Source organism: Legionella septentrionalis (assembly GCF_003989745.1).
Lineage (GTDB): Bacteria > Pseudomonadota > Gammaproteobacteria > Legionellales > Legionellaceae > Legionella_A > Legionella_A septentrionalis.
Window position 1 is genome coordinate 1 of sequence record NZ_RZGS01000042.1, and the last position, 19,450, is coordinate 19,450.

Genomic DNA, 19,450 nt, shown 5'->3' on the forward strand with positions numbered 1-19,450 from the left:
GCGTCTGGTACACGCAGTGGCTTGCCCGTTTGAGGGTCATACGCAATAGTTTGACTCGAAAACCTATGGTTTTCAAACTTTCCTATTAAGGAACCGCGGCAAGCCGCGGGGAATACTAGTTCAAGCCGGTAAGCGTTTGTAAAAGGATGTAGGATTTGCCGTAAGCTGTATTTTTTTGCTGCTGCAATCCGTACGAAAATTTTCCGCCCCCGTTGATTAGCAAAAATAAAGCAAGGCCTGAGTAAAACCCTGCATATTGCAACATACTGGTTCCATAGAGATATAAAGCCGAAAAGACTAATGCCAAGAGTAACACCCCTAGCAAGCGGACATAAAATCCTAGTATCAATAATATGCCCAGTGCCAATTCATACCATTGCAAAAATAGCCATGGGGGAACTAGCGCTAAATCAGAGGCAAATAAAGTTGGCTCTGTAAAATAGGCAACGCCAGTTTTTGGCAAAAACCCCAGACTGCATGCAATTAACATCATTCCAGTCCAGATACGCAAGGCAAGCAAGCCCCACTCCAGGCGGTTTATAGGAATTGGTATTTTTATTGTCTGCCTGTAGTTAAATACAATCCATGCAAGCAAAAATCCTAAAGCCAGCAGTGCCACTGTGGAATTAAACAAGCCCCATGCTCTGAAAAGGCTGGGCTTTGCCAGGTTTGCAAGTCTTTCCATCTCGTTTGCAGGTAACAACCATTGTTCATGGGCGTAAACCGCTGCGCACATCGAGAAAAACAAGAAAGTAAAAACAAATGTTCTCTTCATGAATGTCCTCGTGAATTCGCTTTTGGCAAGGAGCCACGCACTTGCCAGAGCGAATCGATAAAGTAATGTTTCGCATCGGTAAAATTTTCTAAAATTGCAAACTGGTTTTCTTGCGCTAAAGCTGTAATTTGCTCTGGCAGATATTTAAAAGAATATTCAATATGGATGGGTTCGTAAGAATGAAAGTGGATTGTTTCTTGCAACCGCTCAATGCGCACGTCCTGCCTGCAGCGGCTTAATAAATAACTCTCCATCGCACCAGAATATACGTTATAGACATTATAATTTTCAAATAAAGTTAAATTAAATTCTCCCCCTAGTTCCGTATTAATGCGATGCAGCAAATTCAAGTTAAATTGATGCGTAATACCGTCCTCATCATTATAAGCGCGGGTAAGTACCCCGGTGTCTTTTCTTAAGTCAAATCCAATTAAAACAAAATCTCCTGGATTGAGCGCTTCTCGTAAATTACAAAGAAAGGTCCTGGCTTCCGGAAAATCAAAATTACCAATGCTTGACCCTAGAAAAAGCACAAAATTGGTACGCCTGGAGCTACTGGCCAATTCTTTGATGCCTGCAAAATAATCAGCATGCATACCCTGAATTTCTAGTTTCGGCCATTGCAAGGCAAATTTTTTTTCCAATTCTTGCAGGTAAGATTTGGAAATATCAATCGGGTAATATTTGAAGTCATGAGAGCATTTAAAAAACTCATTTATTAAAATATTGGTTTTCGTGCCCTCGCCTGGGCCTAATTCTATCAAATTGCATGGCTGTTCTTTCAAGAAATTAACGATTAATGCTTTACACTTGTGTAAGATTTCTAATTCGCAGCGGGTTAAATAATAATCAGGATGACGGGTAATTTGATTAAATAAATGCGACCCTGCGGCATCATAGAAATATTTAGAAGGGATTTTTTTATTTTTTTTGGTTAATCCCTCTCTAACATCTGCAATAAATGTTGCCAGATGCTCATCCGATTGGGCTTCCCAATCTTCATACAAGGAAAGTTTTGCGCTCATAGCATTTATCCTTCCATAGTTTTTGCCAAACGGATCCCAGTGAATGGCCAGCGCTTGTCAGGTTGAAAAAAATTGCGGTAACTGGCTCGGATATGGGCATGCGGCGTGACGCAGCTTCCGCCGCGCAACACCATTTGGTTATTCATGAATTTCCCATTATATTCACCAAGACTGCCGGCCAAGGGCTTGAATCCTGGATAAGGCAAGTAAGCGCTGGACGTCCATTCCCATAAAGTGCCCATGAATTGCTGTGGCCTGTCCTGATTGAACGCCGCTTCAGGATGCAGACAATCCGACTCTAAAAAATTGCCCGGTTGATGGGTTAAATCATGCACCGAAACAAAATGCTCCCATTCTTCTTCAGTCGGCAAACGTTTCCCCTTCCAGCGAGCATAGGCATCCGCTTCAAAATAACTCACATGACTTACCGGCTCTTCGCGATAAATTTCCTGTAAACCTTGCAAGGTAAAAATATGCCATTTTTGCTCTTTTTTTAGCCAGTAAAGTGGTGCCTCCCACTTATTTCTTTGCAAAATGTCCCAACCATCTGCCAGCCACCATTGCGGATTTTGATACCCGCCATCTTCTATAAACGCAATGTATTCAGCATTGGTCACCAATTTGTTTGCTAAAGCATAAGATTGCAGTATTTTTCTATGCCGAGGTTGTTCATTATCGAAATAAAATCCAGTGCCTGTGTGCCCAATTTCTACAATGCCCCCTTCCACCGTGAGCCAAACAGTTTCTTTTTTGCAAGGTGAAGCATTGTTATGAGGCGAATGGATTTTATAAGCCGGAAAATCAGGCTGGATGGATAAATTGTGTTTTATATCCATCAAAAGTAATTCCTGATGCTGCTGCTCATGGTTTAAACCCAATAAAATGACCGCGAGGATCTCATGGCTTACCGTTGCATCCGTTTGCTGCAATAAATCAAGCATGGCTTCATTGACGCAGTGGCGATACTCCAGCACCTTGGCCGTAGAGGGATGCGACAACAAACCTCGCTTGGGTCTAGGATACGGTGCGCCAACCGTTTGATAATAAGAATTAAATAAAAAATTAAACTGCGGGTTAAATGGGCGATAGTTCGGCAAATATCGCAACAATAAAAATGTTTCAAAAAACCAGGTGGTATGGGCTAAATGCCATTTAGGAGGGCTAACATCCTCGCAACTTTGGATGACATAATCCTCCAAAATTAAAGGCTTGCAGAGATTTTCCGTAACGCCTCTTACTTTTATAAACTGCTGACTTACTGCATTCCTGTCTATCAAGATAGTCCCTTTTTAAAGTCAGTATTTATGAGCAAACGAGTAGAGCTTACATGCATTATAGACTATGCATGAAAATTAAATTAAGAAGCAATTTGTACATATTGGCTACAGATAATGGCGTACTCTATGCTTATAGAAAAGAAAGTTAATCCAGTATATGAATAATATTGCCGCTATCCGTTGGCTGCCCAGAGGAAAATATAAGCCTCCCATCATTCAGTATATGCTGCTTGATCCTGAGCTTGAGTACTTAATTTATCCTAAAGAAATTGAAGTAACCCATTTAAAAACTAATTTAAAAGAAATTTTCAACTCCATTGCAAAAGCTGCTGATAATGGCATGCCTTTAATAATCCACTATAAATCCGTTTCTCTTGGCTATAGAAAACATAGGAGAGATTCCGCACAATTTCATCATGATATAAATAAAATTTTAAAGAAAAGAAAATTACTAAAACCCAATGCACGTACGGCTGTTCTTTTACAACAGGAGAATCTTAAATTATTTAAAAATGCACTTTATCTTCTGGATGTGGATTGCAAAGCAAGAGGGTGTGCTTTTATTGCCCATCTTTGGGCCATTGCTCTCAAAGCCACAGCCAAACGGGTTCCTGATGTCATCAAACGGATCTGGAAGGTACGCTGTCATATCAAACGCATGAATACCGAAGCCAATAAAAATTTTTTGGAGTTTTACAGACATTTAATTTAAGACTCAGTATTTACAAGTTAATAAATTAAGACTAACTTCAAAAAACTCCCAGGAAAGGATATGCATGAAGCTTAACATGGCGGTAAACCTTCTTAAAGAAACCATCCAGAGCTGGAAAGACGATAGGGTTTCTTCCCTGGCGGCGGCACTTGCTTATTACACTATTTTTTCCATGGCACCTTTATTAATTGTCTGCACGGCCATCGCCGGTTTCTTTTTTGGAAAAGACGCGGTGCAAGCGCAAATTTTAGACCAGATAGCCCATATCTTTGGCAGCGATGGTGCAAAGCAAATTGAAAGCATGATGATAAGCGCTACCAATCCTGCCCGCGGCATGTTCGCTCAAATCACCGGTATTGTCGTTTTATTGTTTGGGGCTTCGGGAGCTTTTGGCGAGTTGCAAACCGGTTTAAATAGCATTTGGCGAGTCAAACCTAAACCCGGGCGTGGCATTATGGGAATAATTAAAGATAGATTTTTATCTTTTACCATGGTTTTAGGCATAGGATTTTTACTGCTTGTCTCGCTTGTTTTAACGGTTATTTTGGCAGCTATCAGTGATTACCTGAGCCGTTACCTGCCGGGTGGAACTTTAATCGCACTGGGTTTAAATTTCTTCATTTCTTTAAGTGTAATTACTGCCTTGTTTGCCATGATTTTCAAGATCTTACCTGATGTACAAATTAAATGGAGGCAAGTGTGGCCAGGAGCTTTTGCAACTACGCTATTGTTTATTTTAGGAAAATTTTTATTGGGGATTTATTTGGGTAATAGCAAAGTTGCCAATGGCTTTGGACCAGCTGCTTCACTGATCATTATCTTAATTTGGGTTTATTATTCCGCGCAAATTCTTTTTTTAGGGGCAGAATTTACCAAAGCTTATGCAAATAAAGGCGACAAAAAAGTGCCGCCTAACGCAGATGCAGTAGCAATTCAATGCAAGTGAACAATAGGGTAACGGCATCTTAGTTCCTGCATCACACAAAGCACTCTTCATATAGAAGCCAACGTGATGCAGGCATCCATAATAACGTCACCGCAGTATTATGGATTCATATTTTCAAAAGAAATATCGGAATTAAGACCATTGTTATCGTCATTAACCCGCAATTCCAGCCACATTGCGTTCAATATCGCAAAGGTACAAGCTAAGCCAGTCCCTAATATCCATGAAAAATACCACATAAATATTTCCTCCTAGTAAGCCGTATGTTGATTCTTGGAAATTGCTTCGGTAGTCACCTTCCCTCGCAATACCCTGTAAACCCACGCGGTATAGATTAAAATAATGGGCATGAAGATGACCGTTGCCGTCAGCATGATAAATAACGTCAACTGGCTGGATGAACTATCCCAAACAATCAAGCTGTGTGCCGGATTGGATGAAGAAGGCAAAATAAACGGGAACATGCTGACACCCACCGTGGCAATGATGCTGGCCACGGAAATGGAACTGAGAATAAAAGCAAATCCCGCAAACCGCAGTAATAAAGCGGCAAAAATGGCCGCGAAAATGCCGGCAGCCGGTACAATCATTGCCAAAGGAAAGGCTTGGTAATTGGCAAACCAACTCCCTGCTTCACGAATAACGGTTTTGTGCAAAGGATTGGATGGACTGTCATGAAGTACGAGGCTGGTTAGCCGATACCCGTCAAATCCAGAGTAAATCCATACCCCTCCTGCAATAAATAGCACGACGGTTAATACAGCGCAGATACCAGCCGCCCTACGAGCACGCAGCTGAATATGCCCTTCTGTTTTTAAGTTAAGAAAAACAGCACCGTGCATGGCTAGCATACAAACAGATAATAATCCGCATAACAAGGCAAATGGATTTAATAACGCCAGGAAAGTTCCTGTGTAGAAAGGACGCAGCGAATCATCAAAATGAAAAGGCACGCCTTGCAACACATTCCCAATTGCCACGCCAAATATCAAAGCCGGCACAAACCCGCCAATGAATAAAGCGATATCCCAAAAATTGCGCCATCTTGCATCGGGCAGCTTGGAGCGGTATTTAAAGCCCACAGGCCGTAAGATCAAAGCAAGAAGCACAACCAGCATGGCGAGATAAAATCCCGAAAACGACAAGGCATAAAGAATTGGCCAAGCGGCAAAAATTGCACCGCCTCCCAGGATAAACCAAACCTGATTGCCTTCCCATGTAGGGCCCACGCTGTTAATAAGCACCCGCCGTTCAGCGTCCGTGCGTGTTAACCAAGGCAGCCAAATACCTACCCCTAAGTCAAACCCGTCCATTACGGCAAAGCCAATTAATAAAACGCCTAACAATACCCACCAAATAACGCGTAATGTTTCATAATCTAAAGGCATAATCTTCTCCTAATGGGCATAATTATCAGGACCAAGGCGAATGTATTTAACCATCAAATACACTTCCACGATTGCCAGAACGGTATAGAAAATAATAAAGCCTGCCAAGGACGTCATGACTTGGGAAAAACTTACGGAAGATACCCCCATCATCGTGGGGAGGATACCCTGCACCACCCACGGCTGGCGTCCATATTCCGCCACGATCCATCCTAATTCTGCGGCAAGCCACGGTAAGGGTAAGGCCCAAAAAGCCAAGTGCAGAAACCAGCGGGTCGTATGAAGCTTGCGCTTTACCGACAAATAAAAACCTACTGCAAACAAGAAAATGAAAAAGAACCCGCAAGCGACCATGACTCTGAAAGACCAGAATAAAGGCGTAACACGCGGCTTCAAATCTTGAGCAGCTTGAGCTATTTGTTCAGGAGTAGCATCAACGACTTTATCGGTATACTTTTTCAGTAATAACCCATAGCCAAGCTCTTGTTGATTTGCTTCAAAATCAGCTTTGGCTTGCGCGTCGTTAGGGTTATTGCGCAAACGACTAAGCGCTCCATAAGCCAGCATACCTTTTTGAATATGCTGCTTGCCTTGCTCAATCAGTTCGTTAATCCCTTCCAGCGGCTCATTTAAAGACCGGGTCGCTATCAACCCCAATACAAAGGGAATTTCAAACGCGTAATCGGTTTTCATGGTTTTTTCATTCGGTATGCCGAATAAAGTTAAACCGGCAGGTGCTTTCTCCGTATGCCACATCGCCTCCATGGCCGCTAATTTCATTTTTTGGTTGCTATTCGCCACATAGCCGCTTTCATCCCCCAACACCACAACTGATAAAGCAGATGCCAGGCCAAAAGAAACCGCAACCGTCATCGATCGCTTGGCAAAATCCTTATTACGCCCGCGCAAAAGAAAATAAGCACTGACCGCCAATACAAAAATTGCACCCGTCACATACCCTGCGCTAATAGTGTGCACGAACTTGGCCTGTGCCACAGGATTAAACATAACATCGGTAAAGCTACTGACTTCCATTCGCATCGTTTGGTAATCAAACCGTGCTCCTACCGGATTTTGCATCCAGCCATTCGCGATTAAAATCCATAAAGCAGACAGGTTCGTGCCTAATGCCAATAACCAAGTGCACACCATGTGTTGCAGTTTGCTTAATCTATCCCAGCCAAAGAAAAACAGGCCAACAAAAGTAGCTTCCAAAAAGAACGCCATTAGCCCTTCAATAGCAAGCGGGGCGCCAAACACATCGCCGACATAATGCGAGTAATAGGCCCAATTAGTACCAAATTGAAACTCCATGGTTAAGCCCGTGGCTACGCCAAGAACAAAATTGATACCAAACAGCACTCCCCAATACTTCACCATTTGCCGCCAGATTTCACGTCCCGTCATGACGTAAACCGTTTCCATTATGGCCAATAGCAAAGAAAGCCCCAACGTTAATGGGACGAAAAGAAAGTGATACAGCGCCGTTAAGGCGAATTGCAGGCGAGATAAGTCAACAACAGAAATATCAGGCATCATAAATTACCTTTAATGATAAGAAGTACGAAACATACTCCGAGTTAGAAATGTTTAACTTTTATAAGTTAATGCCAAATAGATGTGTTAATGAATGTCTTGAGTCGTATCTTGCGACAGACTCGAGCCCAGTAACCACCTGTGCATTTCCTGGGCAGGCTTCTCCGCGCCTTTAAAACAAACAAACCATAAACCTATCAACAATGAAAGCTTTAAGGTTAAGGTTAAAAGAATGTCGCGGGTTAGTGGTTTCATGATATCCCCCGATTAAGTCTCAGAATTTTCCAGTGCAGTTAACACGTCCATCCATTCCTCTTCTGCCAGAGCCAGTTGCTGCTGCACTTTTGTTCGCTGTTTTAAAAGCTCATGCAACTCGTTTTCCCCTCCTTCCTGGTACAAGGAAGTTTCAGCAAGCGCCGCTTCAAATTTAGCTAATTCCTGCTGATATTGTTCAGTCATCAGCTCCAGCTTCTTAAGACGGTTTTGTAAAGAACGCTTTTCCCGATAAGAGCTGGATACGGTGGTGGTTTCTTTCGTATCCTTTGCGCTTTCTTTTTCTTGCAGCCAGCGATGGTAATCATCCAAATCGCCTTTAAAAGGCTGAACTTGCTTTTGAAATACCAAATAAAAATCATCCGCGCTGGCGCGCAATAAATGCCTGTCGTGAGAAATCAATACTAAGCAGCCCTCATAACTTTGTAAAGCAATCTCAACCGCGGCGCGCATCTCCAAATCCAAATGGTTAGTAGGCTCATCCAGCAGCAATAAATTGGGTTTTTGCCAAACTAATTTTGCCAAAGCCAAGCGCGCTTTTTCACCTCCCGAAAAATGACGGATGGGATTGACCGCTGCATCGCCTATAAAATTAAAACCACCCAAAAAATCGCGGATGGTCTGTTCCCGAACCTCTGGAGAAAGCTCCTGGATGGTCTGTAGCGGACTTAAATCAATGTTCAATTGTTCAAGTTGATGCTGAGCATAATAACCTATTTTCAAATGCGGCGCATACTCTATATGACCGCTTAATGGTGGTAAAATTCCGATTAATGTTTTAATTAATGTAGATTTCCCCTCACCGTTAGGCCCAAGCAATGCGATGCGATCGCCAGGATTTAATATAAAATCAAGTTTCTTAATAACAGGGGCATTGCATTCATATCCTGCTGTCACTTGCTGGCATGCTAATAAAGGCTTTCCTGCACGAGGACATGGAAAAAATTCGAATGAGAAAGGAGAATCAAATTGGGCTTGCGCTACAATTTCCATTTTTTCAATGGTTCTAAGACGGCTTTGTGCCTGTTTGGCTTTGGAAGCTTTGGCACGAAAACGCTGCACATAAGCCATCAAATGGTTTATTTTTTGTTGTTGCTTTGTAAACATGGCTTGTTGCAAAACCAATTTTTGTGCACGTGCTTGCTCAAATCGGCTGTAATTGCCTGAATATAAATTCAGGGTTTGCTGCTCTATATGCAGAATATGGGTGACGCAAGCATCTAAAAATTCCCGATCATGGGAAATTAAAATAACGGTGCTTGGGCATTGCTTAAGCCATTTTTCCAACCAAAAAATAGCTTCCATATCCAGATGGTTTGTAGGTTCATCCAATAACAGTAATTCCGCAGGATTCATAAGACAACGAGCCAAGCTTAAACGCATCCGCCAGCCGCCGGAAAAACTGTTCACACTGGCATTCTGCTCGCTTGGTTTAAAACCCAAGCCTGATAATATTGCCGCCGCTTTTGCGGGTTTACTGTAACCGCCGGTCTGATTTAAGATTTCATGGCAAGCGAGTACATCCGCATCATTCCCTGCCTGCTCAGCCGCGAGTAAACGATTTTGCAGAAGCTGGTATTCTTTATCGCCAGCGAGGACAAAATTGAGGGCGGCTTCCTCGCTGTCCGGAAGCTGTTGCGAGAGATGGCTAATTTTATTCTGGGAATTTAAGAGACAATCCCCCGTGTCAGGGGTTAGTTCACCTAAAATCAGACTGAATAAACTTGATTTCCCACAGCCATTATGCCCCACCAAACCTATTTTTTGTTTTTCATAAACCGTAACGCTTACTTGCTCAAGCAGTTTCTTATTGCCGCGGGAAAGTGTGATTTGACGCAAAGTAAGCATAAGCTTAAGGAACCATGGATAAATGCTGGCATTTTAACATACTAAATGACGATTCAACAGACAGTTATACAAATTTGAAATGGAGAATTATTTCCACATCACATTGCATTTGGCTGCAGCAGCATCCTTTAATAAATCAAGCAAAGGAAGTGCCCGCTGCACAAGGCCTATGGCCGGCTCATCCTCTTCTTCATCTTGGCGTAAGCGCGCGCCCGGCTGGCTTTTTTTCTTTTCTTTATCCACAGCTTGTTGCAGACGTGAAAGTGCTTCAGGAACTTCGTCCGCCAACATAGCACTGGGTACTGTACCGCTATGCCCCATGATTTTTAATAAGTGAATGGCGACGTCTCCAAACATCGTAATATTTTCATGCGCAGGACAACTAAATGTTACCAACATGATTTATCTCCAGATGATTCTATTGCAGTGGCAATTGCATAAAAAATCATATCATGTTATTACACTATAATATCAAAAACAGTAAGAGTATTATGGAATTATTACTGAACATAGTAAGCGTAGCCTCCACCTTCTCAGCAGGCTACGCTTTTGCATTACCTCTAACCCTAGCGAAGAACCTAAAGCAGACAGCTTTTACATCTGCTAAGAAAAACGATGCTCTAATAATGTCACCCATACGTTTCTTACCAAATATACCCGTTATGGGTATATTTGCTGCATCATCAGCCGCCCTTCCTGCCATCTCTACTGCGGCGATAAATTCAATGCACTTGCAACTCTCTTTTAAAGCAATTCCAATGGGTTAACAACTATCGCGATGCATTAAACCCTTTTTCCGATGCGCTTATAACTCGTAACTAGAAGCGTTTATAAGCCATTTTAACCCAAGTACTTTGCGCTATTGCGCGGCTCCTGCTGCAGGTTGCGGCTGCGTAGTTGTTGAAGTGCTTGGGGTGCTGCCGGATCCCGTAGAGCTTGAATCGGTGGCCCCACTCTCACTTCCCGTACCAGAATACAAATGGTTTACAGCAAAATCACCGCCGATACATTCTCCAATGGTGCGTCCCCATTTAGATGCACTTTCCTGATTAATCATTGCAGGTAAACTGTCGTAATATTTGTTGATGCATTTGTCAGCAATGGAAGGAATTAAAGACACGCAGTTTTGATAACTGATGTTACGTTCTTTTAAACGAGCAGATATAGATGCATCTTCCATGAAACCTTTGCAAATTGGATCAGGAATGACTTTTTTAACCTTATCCAGCCATTCATCCTTCGGCATTTCAGTTGGGCTTGCGGAACTTGAATCAGCAGCCCAAGACCACATCGGCAGTAACAGCACTCCTAATCCTATGATTCTGTGAATCTTTTTATTTGACATGATTATCACTCCTTTAATGATCACAATTTAAATAATAGACTATTTTTGTTGGCTTAGTTTTCTGATAGTGTCCTCCAAACGTTCAACTTCACCCGAATAATGGTAATAAATTCGGCTATGTGCACAATCGATAATGCAAAGTGCTTCTTGCGGCTTGCCATCCAATTGCTTAAAAATCCAATAAATGCCTTTGAATTGCGATTGCGCTATTTCTTTCAGCAAATCCAGCATTTTATCTTCTGCAAATTCATGATGCGTGCACACCAAATCCGAACTCTCGCGCGTAATTTTGTAAGCAAAATGTTTTTCTTTCATGTACGCCCCTTCAATTCTCCTTTGTTGAAGTTATCGGCTTTATAAAAAAAAAGTTAAATGAATTTTCCAGGGAGGGAATTTGCCATGGTTATGTAAGCTTAAAGAAAGCTTGATATATCAGACTAGAAAGTACCGGTTAACGCAAAGCGGTAACCGGTTTTGCATCAATTTTCACTGGCGCTGGCGCGAGCTTCAATCAATTGTAAAGCGTGTTGCAGCCGACTCAGTACGCGGTGCTTGCCCAATAATTTTAAGGTCATATCAATGGAAGGAGACATGCTACTGCCCGTTACAGCCACGCGCAAAGGCTGGGCGATTTTTCCCATATTCAGGTTGAATTCAGCACTCACATCATTAATGCATTGCTGCAATGCATCGCGCTCCCACTCATTAATATGTGCGAAACGTTCATATAAAGCGGACAAAGGTTCAAGGATCACAGGCCGCAAGTGTTTTTTCACGGCGTCCGCATCGTACTCGATGGAATCTTCATAAAAATAACGACTCTTTTCACAAATTTCTGCCAAAGACTTGCAGCGCTCAGCCTGAATGGAAACCAAGTCTTCAAGCGCAGGGCCTTTGGTAATATCGATATGATTGCGAGAAAAATGCCATTCCAGTGCTTTGGCTACACTCTCTGGGGCGTCAAATTTTTGATAATGCTGGTTTAACCAATATAATTTTTCATAATTAAAACTGGATGCTCCACGGCTGACATTATTTAAATTAAACAATTCAATCATTTCATTCAGACTAAAGATTTCTTTATCGCCGTAAGACCAACCCAGCCGAACCAAATAATTAAGAAGGGCATGAGGAAGAATGCCCAGTTCCTTAAATTGCAGCACGCTCACCGCCCCATGCCGTTTTGATAAACGCTTGCCATCTTCTCCCAAAATCATTGGCAAATGAGCAAAGGTAGGCACAGGTGCACCGAGTGCATTAAACAAATTAATTTGTCGAGGCGTGTTGTTGATGTGATCATCGCCACGAATAACGTGCGTAATACCCATATCCCAATCATCAATTACCACTGCAAAATTATAAGTAGGATGTCCATCCGAGCGCAGCAAAACCAAATCATCCAATTCGCTATTGCCTACATGAATATCACCGTATACTTGATCGCTAAAAGATACCATGCCGCTTTGCGGATTTTTAAACCGGATGACATGAGGCTCATCTGTTTTCCCACGCTGCAAATCTCGGCAAAAGCCATCGTACCGGGGTTTTTCCTTGGCATTCAACTGAGCTTCCCGCAAAGTTTCCAAGCGTTCTTTTGTGCAATAACAGCGATAAGCTTTCCCCTCATCGAGCAATTGCTCAATAATTTGAAGATAACGAGGATAGCGTTCGGTTTGATAGTAGGGACCCTTATCATGCTCAAGCCCCAGCCACGCCATGCCTTCCAGAATGGCTTGTACTGATTCTTGCGTGGAACGTTCTTGATCTGTGTCTTCGATGCGTAAAATAAATTCACCCTGGTGATGCCGCGCAAACAGCCAGGAAAATAAAGCGGTGCGTACACCGCCTACGTGTAAAAATCCAGTAGGACTTGGGGCAAAACGAGTTCGCACAACCATTTAAGGCTCCGTTGTAAGCTAAGAAATAAACACGGTATAATTTGTGTGGTTCTTAAATTTGTATTTGCAAATCTAGTTAACCTGAAGATAATGATGCAAAAATCTGTAACATCTTGCGGCATCTAAGCCCCCGCAGTATAACCTGACTTTGGTTACCACGCAAAATAATGAGGGTAAGGAATTACAATATTGAAAAGCATTGGAATTAAATACCGGCTTAGATTAATCACCTTAATCCCCGTATTATTGGTGGCACTGCTTTTTGCCTTATTTTACAATGGGCAATATAACAAGGATTTAAATCAGCTCAGTTTGCGCCTGGGGGAAACTTACATTCGTCAATTGTTGCCTGTCGCGCAATTGGCCTTATTACGTGACGATAAAAGAACCCTGCAAGGATTAATTGACGCGTCTACTCATTCTGAAATTCAAGCGTTGGCTTTTTATAATGCAAAAGGGCAATTACTAGCCTATCGCGGCGGTAAACATTCGCTTAAAAACTCCCTTACCCCTGCTTTTACCGGGGATTATGTCGAGAATAAACAATTGTCTCCGTATAGCATTAATTTTACCGCCCCCATTATTTTGCCCAAATTTAATTTGTATTCTACTCCGCCTTTTAAAACGCCTAGCAGTCCCATTGATTTTCAAGCCGATGACATCCTGGGCTGGTTATCCTTAGACATTGATACCCGCTCTACCCTGATTAAACGCTACCAAATGTACATCATCACCATTTTTATTACCTTATTGGGGTTATTGATCGGGTTGACCATCCACTACTTCTTGTCCAAACAAATTTATTTGCCTATCGCCCGCTTACGCCGCAGCATGAAGCAAATTTTAAGCAATGAATTTGAAACAGAAATCAAACTATCGAGTTCCGGAGAGTTAGGGACAATTGAGCGCGGATGCCTCCACTTGCAAAAACAATATCTCAATACCGTTCATGATTTAAATCAATACATTGAAACTGCGACAGCAGACTTGCAAAAAAATCTCGAACTCCTTGAAGAAAAAAATATTGAATTATCTTTGGATAAGAAAAAAGCTGAAGAAAAAAGCCGGCAAAAATCGGAATTTATTGCCAACATGAGCCATGAAATCCGTACGCCGATGAATGGCGTTATCGGCTTTACAAATGTACTTCTGGAAAGCGGTCTTGACCCCTTGCAACTGGATTATGTAAAAACGATCCGCTCTTCCGCGCAAGATTTATTATCCATCATCAATGACATATTGGATTATTCTAAAATGGATGCAGGAAAACTGCATCTGGATTGCATACCGCTTGATATTCGTACCTGTATTGATGATGTTCTGGCGCTAGCCGCCCCCAATGCCCATAAAAAAGGGATAGACCTGATACCTGCTACAGCCATCAATGTGCCCAAGCGGGTATTAGGAGACCCTTTGCGCTTAAAACAAATCATCAGTAATCTAATCAGCAACGCCATCAAATTTACCGATCATGGTTATATCTTAATTCGTACCGACATTGAGCAGGAAACCGATAAAGATTACACCATTAATTTATCTGTCAGCGATACCGGAATGGGCATTTCACCGGAAGATCAAACCACCTTATTTAATGCATTCAATCAAGCCGATACCACCATTACCCGCCGCTTTGGTGGTACCGGCCTGGGTTTGGTTATTTGCAAGAAGCTCGCCGAACACATGCAGGGACGCATCTCATTAACCAGCGAACTGCATAAAGGCTCTACTTTTTCTGTCCATCTTAAACTCGCTAAACTTGCCGGGTATGAAATTGAGAAACATCAAACCCATCGTTTCGGCCATTTAAAAGTGCTTTGTTTCGACGATAACCCCTTGCATTTGGAAGCCCTCTGCAATGGACTTGGCCATTGGGGGATCGAATGCATCCGCATCAATTCTTTCAATCTTTTGCAGGAAGCATTGAGCACCCATCAAGATTGTGATTTGGCGTTTATTAATGTAAACCAGGGTTGCGAGAACCAGGTAGGACAAATTCTTGCCCATACGAGCGTGCCATGCGCTCTTGTGTCTAAATGGCCTATACAAGATTTTGAATCCTTGGGTGCACAAGCTTTTTTATTTAAGCCCCCAAATATACAAAAACTTCACGATACCATAGAATCATTACTCAATGATGCGAAATTCAAGAAAACTGCCGGCAGTGAACTGAATGAATTGCGCACGCAATTGCGGGTGATTCAGCCTAGCCTGCTCATTGCCGAAGATAATCCAGTCAATCGCATGCTTCTAAATTCCCTGCTGGGGGAAAATGCACGTATCAATGCAGTAGAAGATGGCGAGCAAGCTGTAACGTTTTGCAACGAACAGCGTTTTGATGTCATCCTTTTGGATTTACAAATGCCAAAACTCAATGGGTTGCAAGCCGCACGTTTGATCCGCCAATCCATGTTAAACCGCTCGTCAGCCCTTATTCTCATAAGCGCCAACAGCCTGGACAGGGAGGATGATTTTCTCCAAAAAAACCTGGTGGATGTTTACTTGCAAAAGCCGATTGACGAAGAAAATTTATTGCGCCATTTATTGAGCCTTCTTAAAAAAACACAAGGCAATGCCATAAATTGGTCTTTATGCGTACAAAAAGTGTCGGGAAACCAGGTTTTGGCTGCTGAATTTCTAGCACAATTCATCGCAGAACTTAAAAAAAATCGCGAAGAATTTCTACAATTGTTTGCTAAAAAGAATCTCAAAGGAATTGAACGTGCAGCGCATAAATTGCATGGGGCTTGCTGTTTTTGTGGTGTGCCGCAACTGCAAAGCCAAGTTGCGCAGACAGAAACACTGGCCCGCCAGGTACGGCGTATTGATGAATTACAACCTGATTTTATCCGTCTTATCGAGTGCATCGATATGGTTTTATACGAATATCATCATGCCTATGCAATGCCTTGTGCGGAGGCGATTGAATAACCCTTGCTGTAGCCAAACTAATACAAAATATGGAGTAATAACATGCTAGTTAAAAATGCAATTTATGCCCAGTCCGGCGGGGTAACTGCCGTAATCAACGCTTCCGCCTGCGGCGTCATTCAAACGGCACGCCAATATCCGGAAAAAATAGGCCGGATGTATGCCGCTAAAGATGGCATTATAGGTGCCTTGTATGAAAACCTCATCGATACCTCCTTGGAAAGCGAAGAAAACATTGCCAAATTATTGCATACCCCGGCGGGTGCTTTCGGCTCTTGCCGCTTCAAGCTAAAAGATAATGGCGAGGAAGTAAAACGCTTGCTTGAAGTTTTTAAAGCACACAATATTGGCTATTTCTTTTATAATGGCGGCGGTGACTCCCAAGATACGGCTAATAAAGTCGCGCAAATGAGCATGGCGATGAATTATCCAGTAACTTGCATCGGCATCCCAAAGACCGTCGACAATGATCTGCCATTTACCGATTCTTGTCCAGGTTTTGGTTCGGTTGCCAAGTACACTGCCATTTCTACCCTGGAAGCAGGCTTGGATGTCGCATCCATGGCAGCTTCTTCAACGAAAGTCTTTATTCTGGAAGTCATGGGCCGACATGCAGGGTGGATAGCTGCGGCCAGCGGATTGGCCAGTGCAAATGAGCAAGAACCGCCGCATATTATTCTGTTTCCTGAAGTACCTTTCCAACAAACGCAATTTTTACAAAGGGTGGACTATTGCGTAAAACACTATGGCTATTGCGTGGTGGTGGTTTCTGAAGGCATTCGCAATACCAAAGGACAATTTTTGAATGAAGCAGGCTTGCATGACGCATTTGGCCATGCCCAACTGGGTGGCGTTGCACCGATCATTGCCCAATTAATCAAAAGTGAATTGAATTTGAAATATCATTGGGCTGTAGCCGATTATTTACAACGTTCAGCCCGCCACATTGCTTCGGCCATTGATGTGGAACAAGCTTATGCCCTGGGCAAAGAAGCCGTGCTGTTGGCATTAAACGGTCACAATGCGATTATGCCTATTATCGTGCGGGAACAAGACTCGCCCTATCGTTGGTCCATCGGCCATGTCCCCTTGTCGGACGTAGCTAATCAGGAAAGAAAAATGCCACCTGAATTTATCCGTGAAGACGGTTATGGCATTACTGAAGCATGCCGCCGTTATCTGTTACCGTTGATTCAGGGAGAAGCTTATCCGCCTTATGTAAATGGGTTACCGGATTACGTGCGTTTAACCAATCCGCGCGTTGTTAAAAAGCTATAAAAAAAGCCGCCCTGACGGGCGGCTAAATCCGCTTTGTTTCCTATCGGCAATTGGCCGGACGATAACGGTCAGCTAAGGTGCCGCCCGTGCAAGCCCAAGTCACTTCGCCATTTGCCTGCCTAGTAGGCTCCAGGATGATAGTACCGCCACCCGCAGCTGCTGTGTAGGTAATGGTAATATCACCGCTGCCATCGCCGGCAATGGCAACGGAAGAAACATTGGGTGTGGCAGCAGGAGAGACATAACCTGTGGCATTCTGATCGGCAGGCAGCGCATTATTAGCCATTGTTGTTTCAGAAACGGCCAGCTTGGCTGCAGAAGCCAGATTTAATCCCTCCGTCACCCGCGCGCGGATGGTGTAATCTTGATAAGCAGGAATCGCAACAGCCGCCAGTATGCCAATAATGGCCACTACGATCATCAACTCGATTAAAGTAAAGCCTGATTGTTTCATGTTCATCCCCTTACAGCAAAAAATAATTATTAAAATTCATTATCGTTAAGTCAGTAACCTTTATGCAAATTTAATGCCAACAATAAGATACGCATTTTTAAGAATTTTTTATATTAATTTTTTAATGCATATGTTCAAATTGGTCACTTTGTGACAATTTAAGGCGCGGTGATGATCTCAACGGCAATTGACTGGGCGGAATTTTGCTGCCAATGTACCCCCGGTGCACCTCCAGGTCACTACCCCACCAGCATCTTGATTTAACGTCGGGACTAAAAAAATGGTCCCGCCGCCAGCCCGGCTGGTAAAAGTAATGGTTATGGTGGCGGTACCATCATCGGCGATCGCAATGGAATCCACATTATCCGTGGCAGCCGGACTTAAGTACCCTGTTTCTTCCTGGGTAGCGGGTAAGGCATTGTTGGCAATGGCAGTTTCACTTACGGCAAGTTTGGCAACACTGGCAGCATTTAATCCTTCGAGCACTCGCGATCGCACCGTGTAATCTTGGTAAAAAGGCACAGCTATTGCCACCAAAATGCCGACAATAACAACCACTATCATCACCTCGATTAAGGTGAATCCCTGTTGCCTCATCCTTGCTCCCTGTTGCACCAGTCACATTCCATATGACAAATAAGCAATTGCTGCGTATACTTTCCAATCTAACCAATTTTTATGCTGTTGTCATTATGTCGCGCAAACAACGTATTCATGATGCATTAGTTGCAACCTTAAAGCCAGTTATTCTTAAGATTGACGATGAATCAAAACGCCACCACGTACCTTCAGGGGCGGAGACGCATTTTAAAGTGATCGCCGTTTCTCCTGCATTCAACAATCTTCCTCGGCTGGCCCGTCATCGCCTTGTTAACTCCCTACTGAGTGAAGAATTTGACGGGGGAATGCATGCGTTGAGCTTGTTTTTATATGCGCCGGATGAATGGGCGGAGCAAAGCAATGTCCCTGCATCCCCAGCCTGCCGCGATGGCATGCGGCATGGATAAACCTGAACTGCACATGGTTTATTGGCAGCAAGAATGCGTGTTGCCGCCCAAAACACGCGGCTTTCATTTAATTAACAAAGAAATTGAAACCATCCTTAAAGCCCAATCACCTATAGATATAGGCATGGCGCATTTATTCTTGCAGCATACATCCGCTTCCTTGACTATTAGCGAAAATGCCTGCCTGGACGTACGTCTCGATCTGGAAACCTACTTTAATACTGCAGTGCCTGAACATAGACACTATCGACACTCAGTTGAGGGAGATGATGATATGCCGGCCCACATAAAAAATGTTTTATTGGGCGTGAATTTGAGCATTCCAATACACAAGAATCGCCTGCAACTGGGACAATGGCAGGGAATTTATCTTTGCGAGCATCGCGATCATGCGCTGTCGCGCCGCATTCTTATCACCGCACACGGGCAAACTCATAATGCTCGCTAAAGCAAATAACCTTTGCATGATTTAATTTATCTCATTTTAATAGCTTTGTTATCAACGATTAGGATTAGCCCCCTAAAATTAATCGATGAAAGAAAGAAATTACTTTGTGCCGGACAATTTTTTACAAGGCAAGCTCTGATGATTCCACCAGGATCTGATTGGCTAATTTGTTAAACAGTTTTGTCTTAATACTGGAATTGGTAAGCAAGTCCCTAAGATGATCCAATCCAAATCGAAAAAAGCTGTGTTTAGGTCTTTTTTGATTTCGTAATTTTTTAAAAGGAATAGGCTTGATAGATGCCTTCCATTCAC

At 43.0% G+C, this 19,450-nt stretch carries 21 protein-coding genes and 1 pseudogene; 7 read left to right on the forward strand and 15 right to left on the reverse strand.

All coding sequences use genetic code 11. The features are described from left to right. Positions 1 to 115 precede the first annotated feature (115 nt). From ELY11_RS10935 to egtB, 3 genes are read right to left on the reverse strand one after another with little or no spacing between them, the layout of a single operon-like run. A complete protein-coding gene (locus ELY11_RS10935) occupies positions 116 to 775 on the reverse strand; it encodes a hypothetical protein (protein ID WP_127033499.1) in 660 nt (219 codons plus the stop codon). Then, entirely contained in the window at positions 772 to 1,800 is a 1,029-nt protein-coding gene (gene egtD / locus ELY11_RS10940) for an L-histidine N(alpha)-methyltransferase (protein WP_126952970.1), read from the reverse strand. Before egtD ends, ELY11_RS10935 begins: the two co-directional genes overlap by 4 nt. A 5-nt stretch (positions 1,801 to 1,805) precedes the next feature. Continuing rightward, entirely contained in the window at positions 1,806 to 3,077 is a 1,272-nt protein-coding gene (egtB, locus tag ELY11_RS10945; RefSeq protein ID WP_199737570.1) for an ergothioneine biosynthesis protein EgtB, read from the reverse strand. A gap of 157 nt (positions 3,078 to 3,234) precedes the next feature. On the opposite strand from egtB, the gene ELY11_RS10950 reads away from it, so the two are divergent. Next, a complete protein-coding gene (locus ELY11_RS10950; RefSeq protein ID WP_233579841.1) occupies positions 3,235 to 3,789 on the forward strand; it encodes a hypothetical protein in 555 nt (184 codons plus the stop codon). Positions 3,790 to 3,853: 64 nt separating this feature from the next. Further along, complete coding sequence (locus ELY11_RS10955; protein WP_127033501.1) at positions 3,854 to 4,735, forward strand: YihY/virulence factor BrkB family protein; 882 nt, start codon at positions 3,854 to 3,856, stop codon at positions 4,733 to 4,735. Between the two features lie 98 nt (positions 4,736 to 4,833). On the opposite strand, the gene cydX is transcribed toward ELY11_RS10955, so the two are convergent. From cydX to ELY11_RS10980, 6 genes are all read right to left on the reverse strand, one after another. Continuing rightward, entirely contained in the window at positions 4,834 to 4,974 is a 141-nt protein-coding gene (gene cydX, locus ELY11_RS10960) for a cytochrome bd-I oxidase subunit CydX (protein WP_126952967.1), read from the reverse strand. A gap of 12 nt (positions 4,975 to 4,986) precedes the next feature. Further along, positions 4,987 to 6,123, reverse strand: a complete 1,137-nt coding sequence (cydB, locus tag ELY11_RS10965) for a cytochrome d ubiquinol oxidase subunit II (protein WP_126952966.1) — start codon at positions 6,121 to 6,123, stop codon at positions 4,987 to 4,989. Between the two features lie 9 nt (positions 6,124 to 6,132). Further along, positions 6,133 to 7,662 (reverse strand): cytochrome ubiquinol oxidase subunit I, encoded by a 1,530-nt coding sequence (locus ELY11_RS10970; RefSeq protein ID WP_127033503.1) that lies wholly within the window; start codon positions 7,660 to 7,662, stop codon positions 6,133 to 6,135. 84 nt (positions 7,663 to 7,746) lie between these two features. After that, positions 7,747 to 7,914 (reverse strand): cytochrome oxidase putative small subunit CydP, encoded by a 168-nt coding sequence (gene cydP / locus ELY11_RS12425; RefSeq protein WP_158614945.1) that lies wholly within the window; start codon positions 7,912 to 7,914, stop codon positions 7,747 to 7,749. A gap of 12 nt (positions 7,915 to 7,926) precedes the next feature. Continuing rightward, positions 7,927 to 9,780: an ABC-F family ATP-binding cassette domain-containing protein gene (locus tag ELY11_RS10975; protein WP_126952964.1), complete on the reverse strand. Its 1,854-nt coding sequence runs from the start codon at positions 9,778 to 9,780 to the stop codon at positions 7,927 to 7,929. A gap of 87 nt (positions 9,781 to 9,867) precedes the next feature. Beyond that, complete coding sequence (locus ELY11_RS10980) at positions 9,868 to 10,179, reverse strand: DUF1840 domain-containing protein (RefSeq protein WP_126952963.1); 312 nt, start codon at positions 10,177 to 10,179, stop codon at positions 9,868 to 9,870. Positions 10,180 to 10,271: 92 nt separating this feature from the next. Here ELY11_RS10980 and ELY11_RS10985 point away from each other — a divergent pair, with 92 nt between their 5' ends. Then, positions 10,272 to 10,547 (forward strand): hypothetical protein, encoded by a 276-nt coding sequence (locus ELY11_RS10985; protein ID WP_127033505.1) that lies wholly within the window; start codon positions 10,272 to 10,274, stop codon positions 10,545 to 10,547. Positions 10,548 to 10,639: 92 nt separating this feature from the next. Here the strand turns inward: ELY11_RS10985 and ELY11_RS10990 are convergent, their stop codons facing one another. The 3 genes from ELY11_RS10990 to gltX all read right to left on the reverse strand — a co-directional run bounded on the left by ELY11_RS10990 (position 10,640) and on the right by gltX (position 13,023). After that, positions 10,640 to 11,125 carry a hypothetical protein gene (locus tag ELY11_RS10990; RefSeq protein ID WP_127033507.1) on the reverse strand — a complete coding sequence of 162 codons (486 nt, stop codon included), beginning with the start codon at positions 11,123 to 11,125 and terminating at the stop codon, positions 10,640 to 10,642. 39 nt (positions 11,126 to 11,164) lie between these two features. Further along, positions 11,165 to 11,440, reverse strand: coding sequence for a hypothetical protein (locus ELY11_RS10995; protein ID WP_126952961.1), 276 nt, complete (start codon positions 11,438 to 11,440; stop codon positions 11,165 to 11,167). A gap of 164 nt (positions 11,441 to 11,604) precedes the next feature. Beyond that, positions 11,605 to 13,023, reverse strand: coding sequence for a glutamate--tRNA ligase (gene gltX / locus ELY11_RS11000; protein WP_126952960.1), 1,419 nt, complete (start codon positions 13,021 to 13,023; stop codon positions 11,605 to 11,607). A gap of 186 nt (positions 13,024 to 13,209) precedes the next feature. On the opposite strand from gltX, the gene letS reads away from it, so the two are divergent. Together letS and ELY11_RS11010 are read left to right on the forward strand one after the other, a co-directional pair. Beyond that, on the forward strand, positions 13,210 to 15,951 hold the full coding sequence (gene letS / locus ELY11_RS11005; RefSeq protein WP_199737583.1) for a two-component system sensor histidine kinase LetS: 2,742 nt from the start codon (positions 13,210 to 13,212) through the stop codon (positions 15,949 to 15,951). A 42-nt stretch (positions 15,952 to 15,993) separates the two neighbouring features. Continuing rightward, positions 15,994 to 17,229: a 6-phosphofructokinase gene (locus ELY11_RS11010; RefSeq protein WP_127033509.1), complete on the forward strand. Its 1,236-nt coding sequence runs from the start codon at positions 15,994 to 15,996 to the stop codon at positions 17,227 to 17,229. 40 nt (positions 17,230 to 17,269) lie between these two features. On the opposite strand, the gene ELY11_RS11015 is transcribed toward ELY11_RS11010, so the two are convergent. Both ELY11_RS11015 and ELY11_RS11020 read right to left on the reverse strand, forming a co-directional pair. After that, positions 17,270 to 17,683: a pilin gene (locus ELY11_RS11015; RefSeq protein ID WP_127033511.1), complete on the reverse strand. Its 414-nt coding sequence runs from the start codon at positions 17,681 to 17,683 to the stop codon at positions 17,270 to 17,272. Between the two features lie 177 nt (positions 17,684 to 17,860). Next, a complete protein-coding gene (locus ELY11_RS11020) occupies positions 17,861 to 18,280 on the reverse strand; it encodes a pilin (protein WP_127033513.1) in 420 nt (139 codons plus the stop codon). A 32-nt stretch (positions 18,281 to 18,312) separates the two neighbouring features. Between ELY11_RS11020 and ELY11_RS11025 the strand changes: the two genes are divergently transcribed. Together ELY11_RS11025 and ELY11_RS11030 are read left to right on the forward strand one after the other, a co-directional pair. Next, on the forward strand, positions 18,313 to 18,690 hold the full coding sequence (locus ELY11_RS11025) for a BolA family protein (RefSeq protein ID WP_407656455.1): 378 nt from the start codon (positions 18,313 to 18,315) through the stop codon (positions 18,688 to 18,690). Beyond that, the gene (locus ELY11_RS11030) at positions 18,644 to 19,138 is read left to right on the forward strand and encodes a secondary thiamine-phosphate synthase enzyme YjbQ (RefSeq protein WP_233579845.1); all 495 of its coding nucleotides are present in this window, start codon (positions 18,644 to 18,646) and stop codon (positions 19,136 to 19,138) included. Before ELY11_RS11025 ends, ELY11_RS11030 begins: the two co-directional genes overlap by 47 nt. A 121-nt stretch (positions 19,139 to 19,259) precedes the next feature. On the opposite strand, the pseudogene ELY11_RS12655 reads toward ELY11_RS11030, so the two are convergent. Continuing rightward, positions 19,260 to 19,450, reverse strand: a pseudogene (locus ELY11_RS12655) (IS4 family transposase); the annotation flags it as partial.

Bases quoted from the DNA above. Each gene is read 5' to 3' on its own strand.
- ELY11_RS10935 (WP_127033499.1), bottom strand. From the start codon at position 775: ATGAAGAGAACATTTGTTTTTACTTTCTTGTTTTTCTCGATGTGCGCA.
- egtD (WP_126952970.1), bottom strand. From the start codon at position 1,800: ATGAGCGCAAAACTTTCCTTGTATGAAGATTGGGAAGCCCAATCGGAT.
- ELY11_RS10950 (WP_233579841.1), top strand. From the start codon at position 3,235: ATGAATAATATTGCCGCTATCCGTTGGCTGCCCAGAGGAAAATATAAG.
- ELY11_RS10955 (WP_127033501.1), top strand. From the start codon at position 3,854: ATGAAGCTTAACATGGCGGTAAACCTTCTTAAAGAAACCATCCAGAGC.
- cydX (WP_126952967.1), bottom strand. From the start codon at position 4,974: ATGTGGTATTTTTCATGGATATTAGGGACTGGCTTAGCTTGTACCTTT.
- cydB (WP_126952966.1), bottom strand. From the start codon at position 6,123: ATGCCTTTAGATTATGAAACATTACGCGTTATTTGGTGGGTATTGTTA.
- ELY11_RS10970 (WP_127033503.1), bottom strand. From the start codon at position 7,662: ATGATGCCTGATATTTCTGTTGTTGACTTATCTCGCCTGCAATTCGCC.
- cydP (WP_158614945.1), bottom strand. From the start codon at position 7,914: ATGAAACCACTAACCCGCGACATTCTTTTAACCTTAACCTTAAAGCTT.
- ELY11_RS10975 (WP_126952964.1), bottom strand. From the start codon at position 9,780: ATGCTTACTTTGCGTCAAATCACACTTTCCCGCGGCAATAAGAAACTG.
- ELY11_RS10980 (WP_126952963.1), bottom strand. From the start codon at position 10,179: ATGTTGGTAACATTTAGTTGTCCTGCGCATGAAAATATTACGATGTTT.
- ELY11_RS10985 (WP_127033505.1), top strand. From the start codon at position 10,272: ATGGAATTATTACTGAACATAGTAAGCGTAGCCTCCACCTTCTCAGCA.
- ELY11_RS10990 (WP_127033507.1), bottom strand. From the start codon at position 11,125: ATGTCAAATAAAAAGATTCACAGAATCATAGGATTAGGAGTGCTGTTA.
- ELY11_RS10995 (WP_126952961.1), bottom strand. From the start codon at position 11,440: ATGAAAGAAAAACATTTTGCTTACAAAATTACGCGCGAGAGTTCGGAT.
- gltX (WP_126952960.1), bottom strand. From the start codon at position 13,023: ATGGTTGTGCGAACTCGTTTTGCCCCAAGTCCTACTGGATTTTTACAC.
- ELY11_RS11010 (WP_127033509.1), top strand. From the start codon at position 15,994: ATGCTAGTTAAAAATGCAATTTATGCCCAGTCCGGCGGGGTAACTGCC.
- ELY11_RS11015 (WP_127033511.1), bottom strand. From the start codon at position 17,683: ATGAAACAATCAGGCTTTACTTTAATCGAGTTGATGATCGTAGTGGCC.
- ELY11_RS11020 (WP_127033513.1), bottom strand. From the start codon at position 18,280: ATGAGGCAACAGGGATTCACCTTAATCGAGGTGATGATAGTGGTTGTT.
- ELY11_RS11025 (WP_407656455.1), top strand. From the start codon at position 18,313: ATGACAAATAAGCAATTGCTGCGTATACTTTCCAATCTAACCAATTTT.
- ELY11_RS11030 (WP_233579845.1), top strand. From the start codon at position 18,644: ATGTCCCTGCATCCCCAGCCTGCCGCGATGGCATGCGGCATGGATAAA.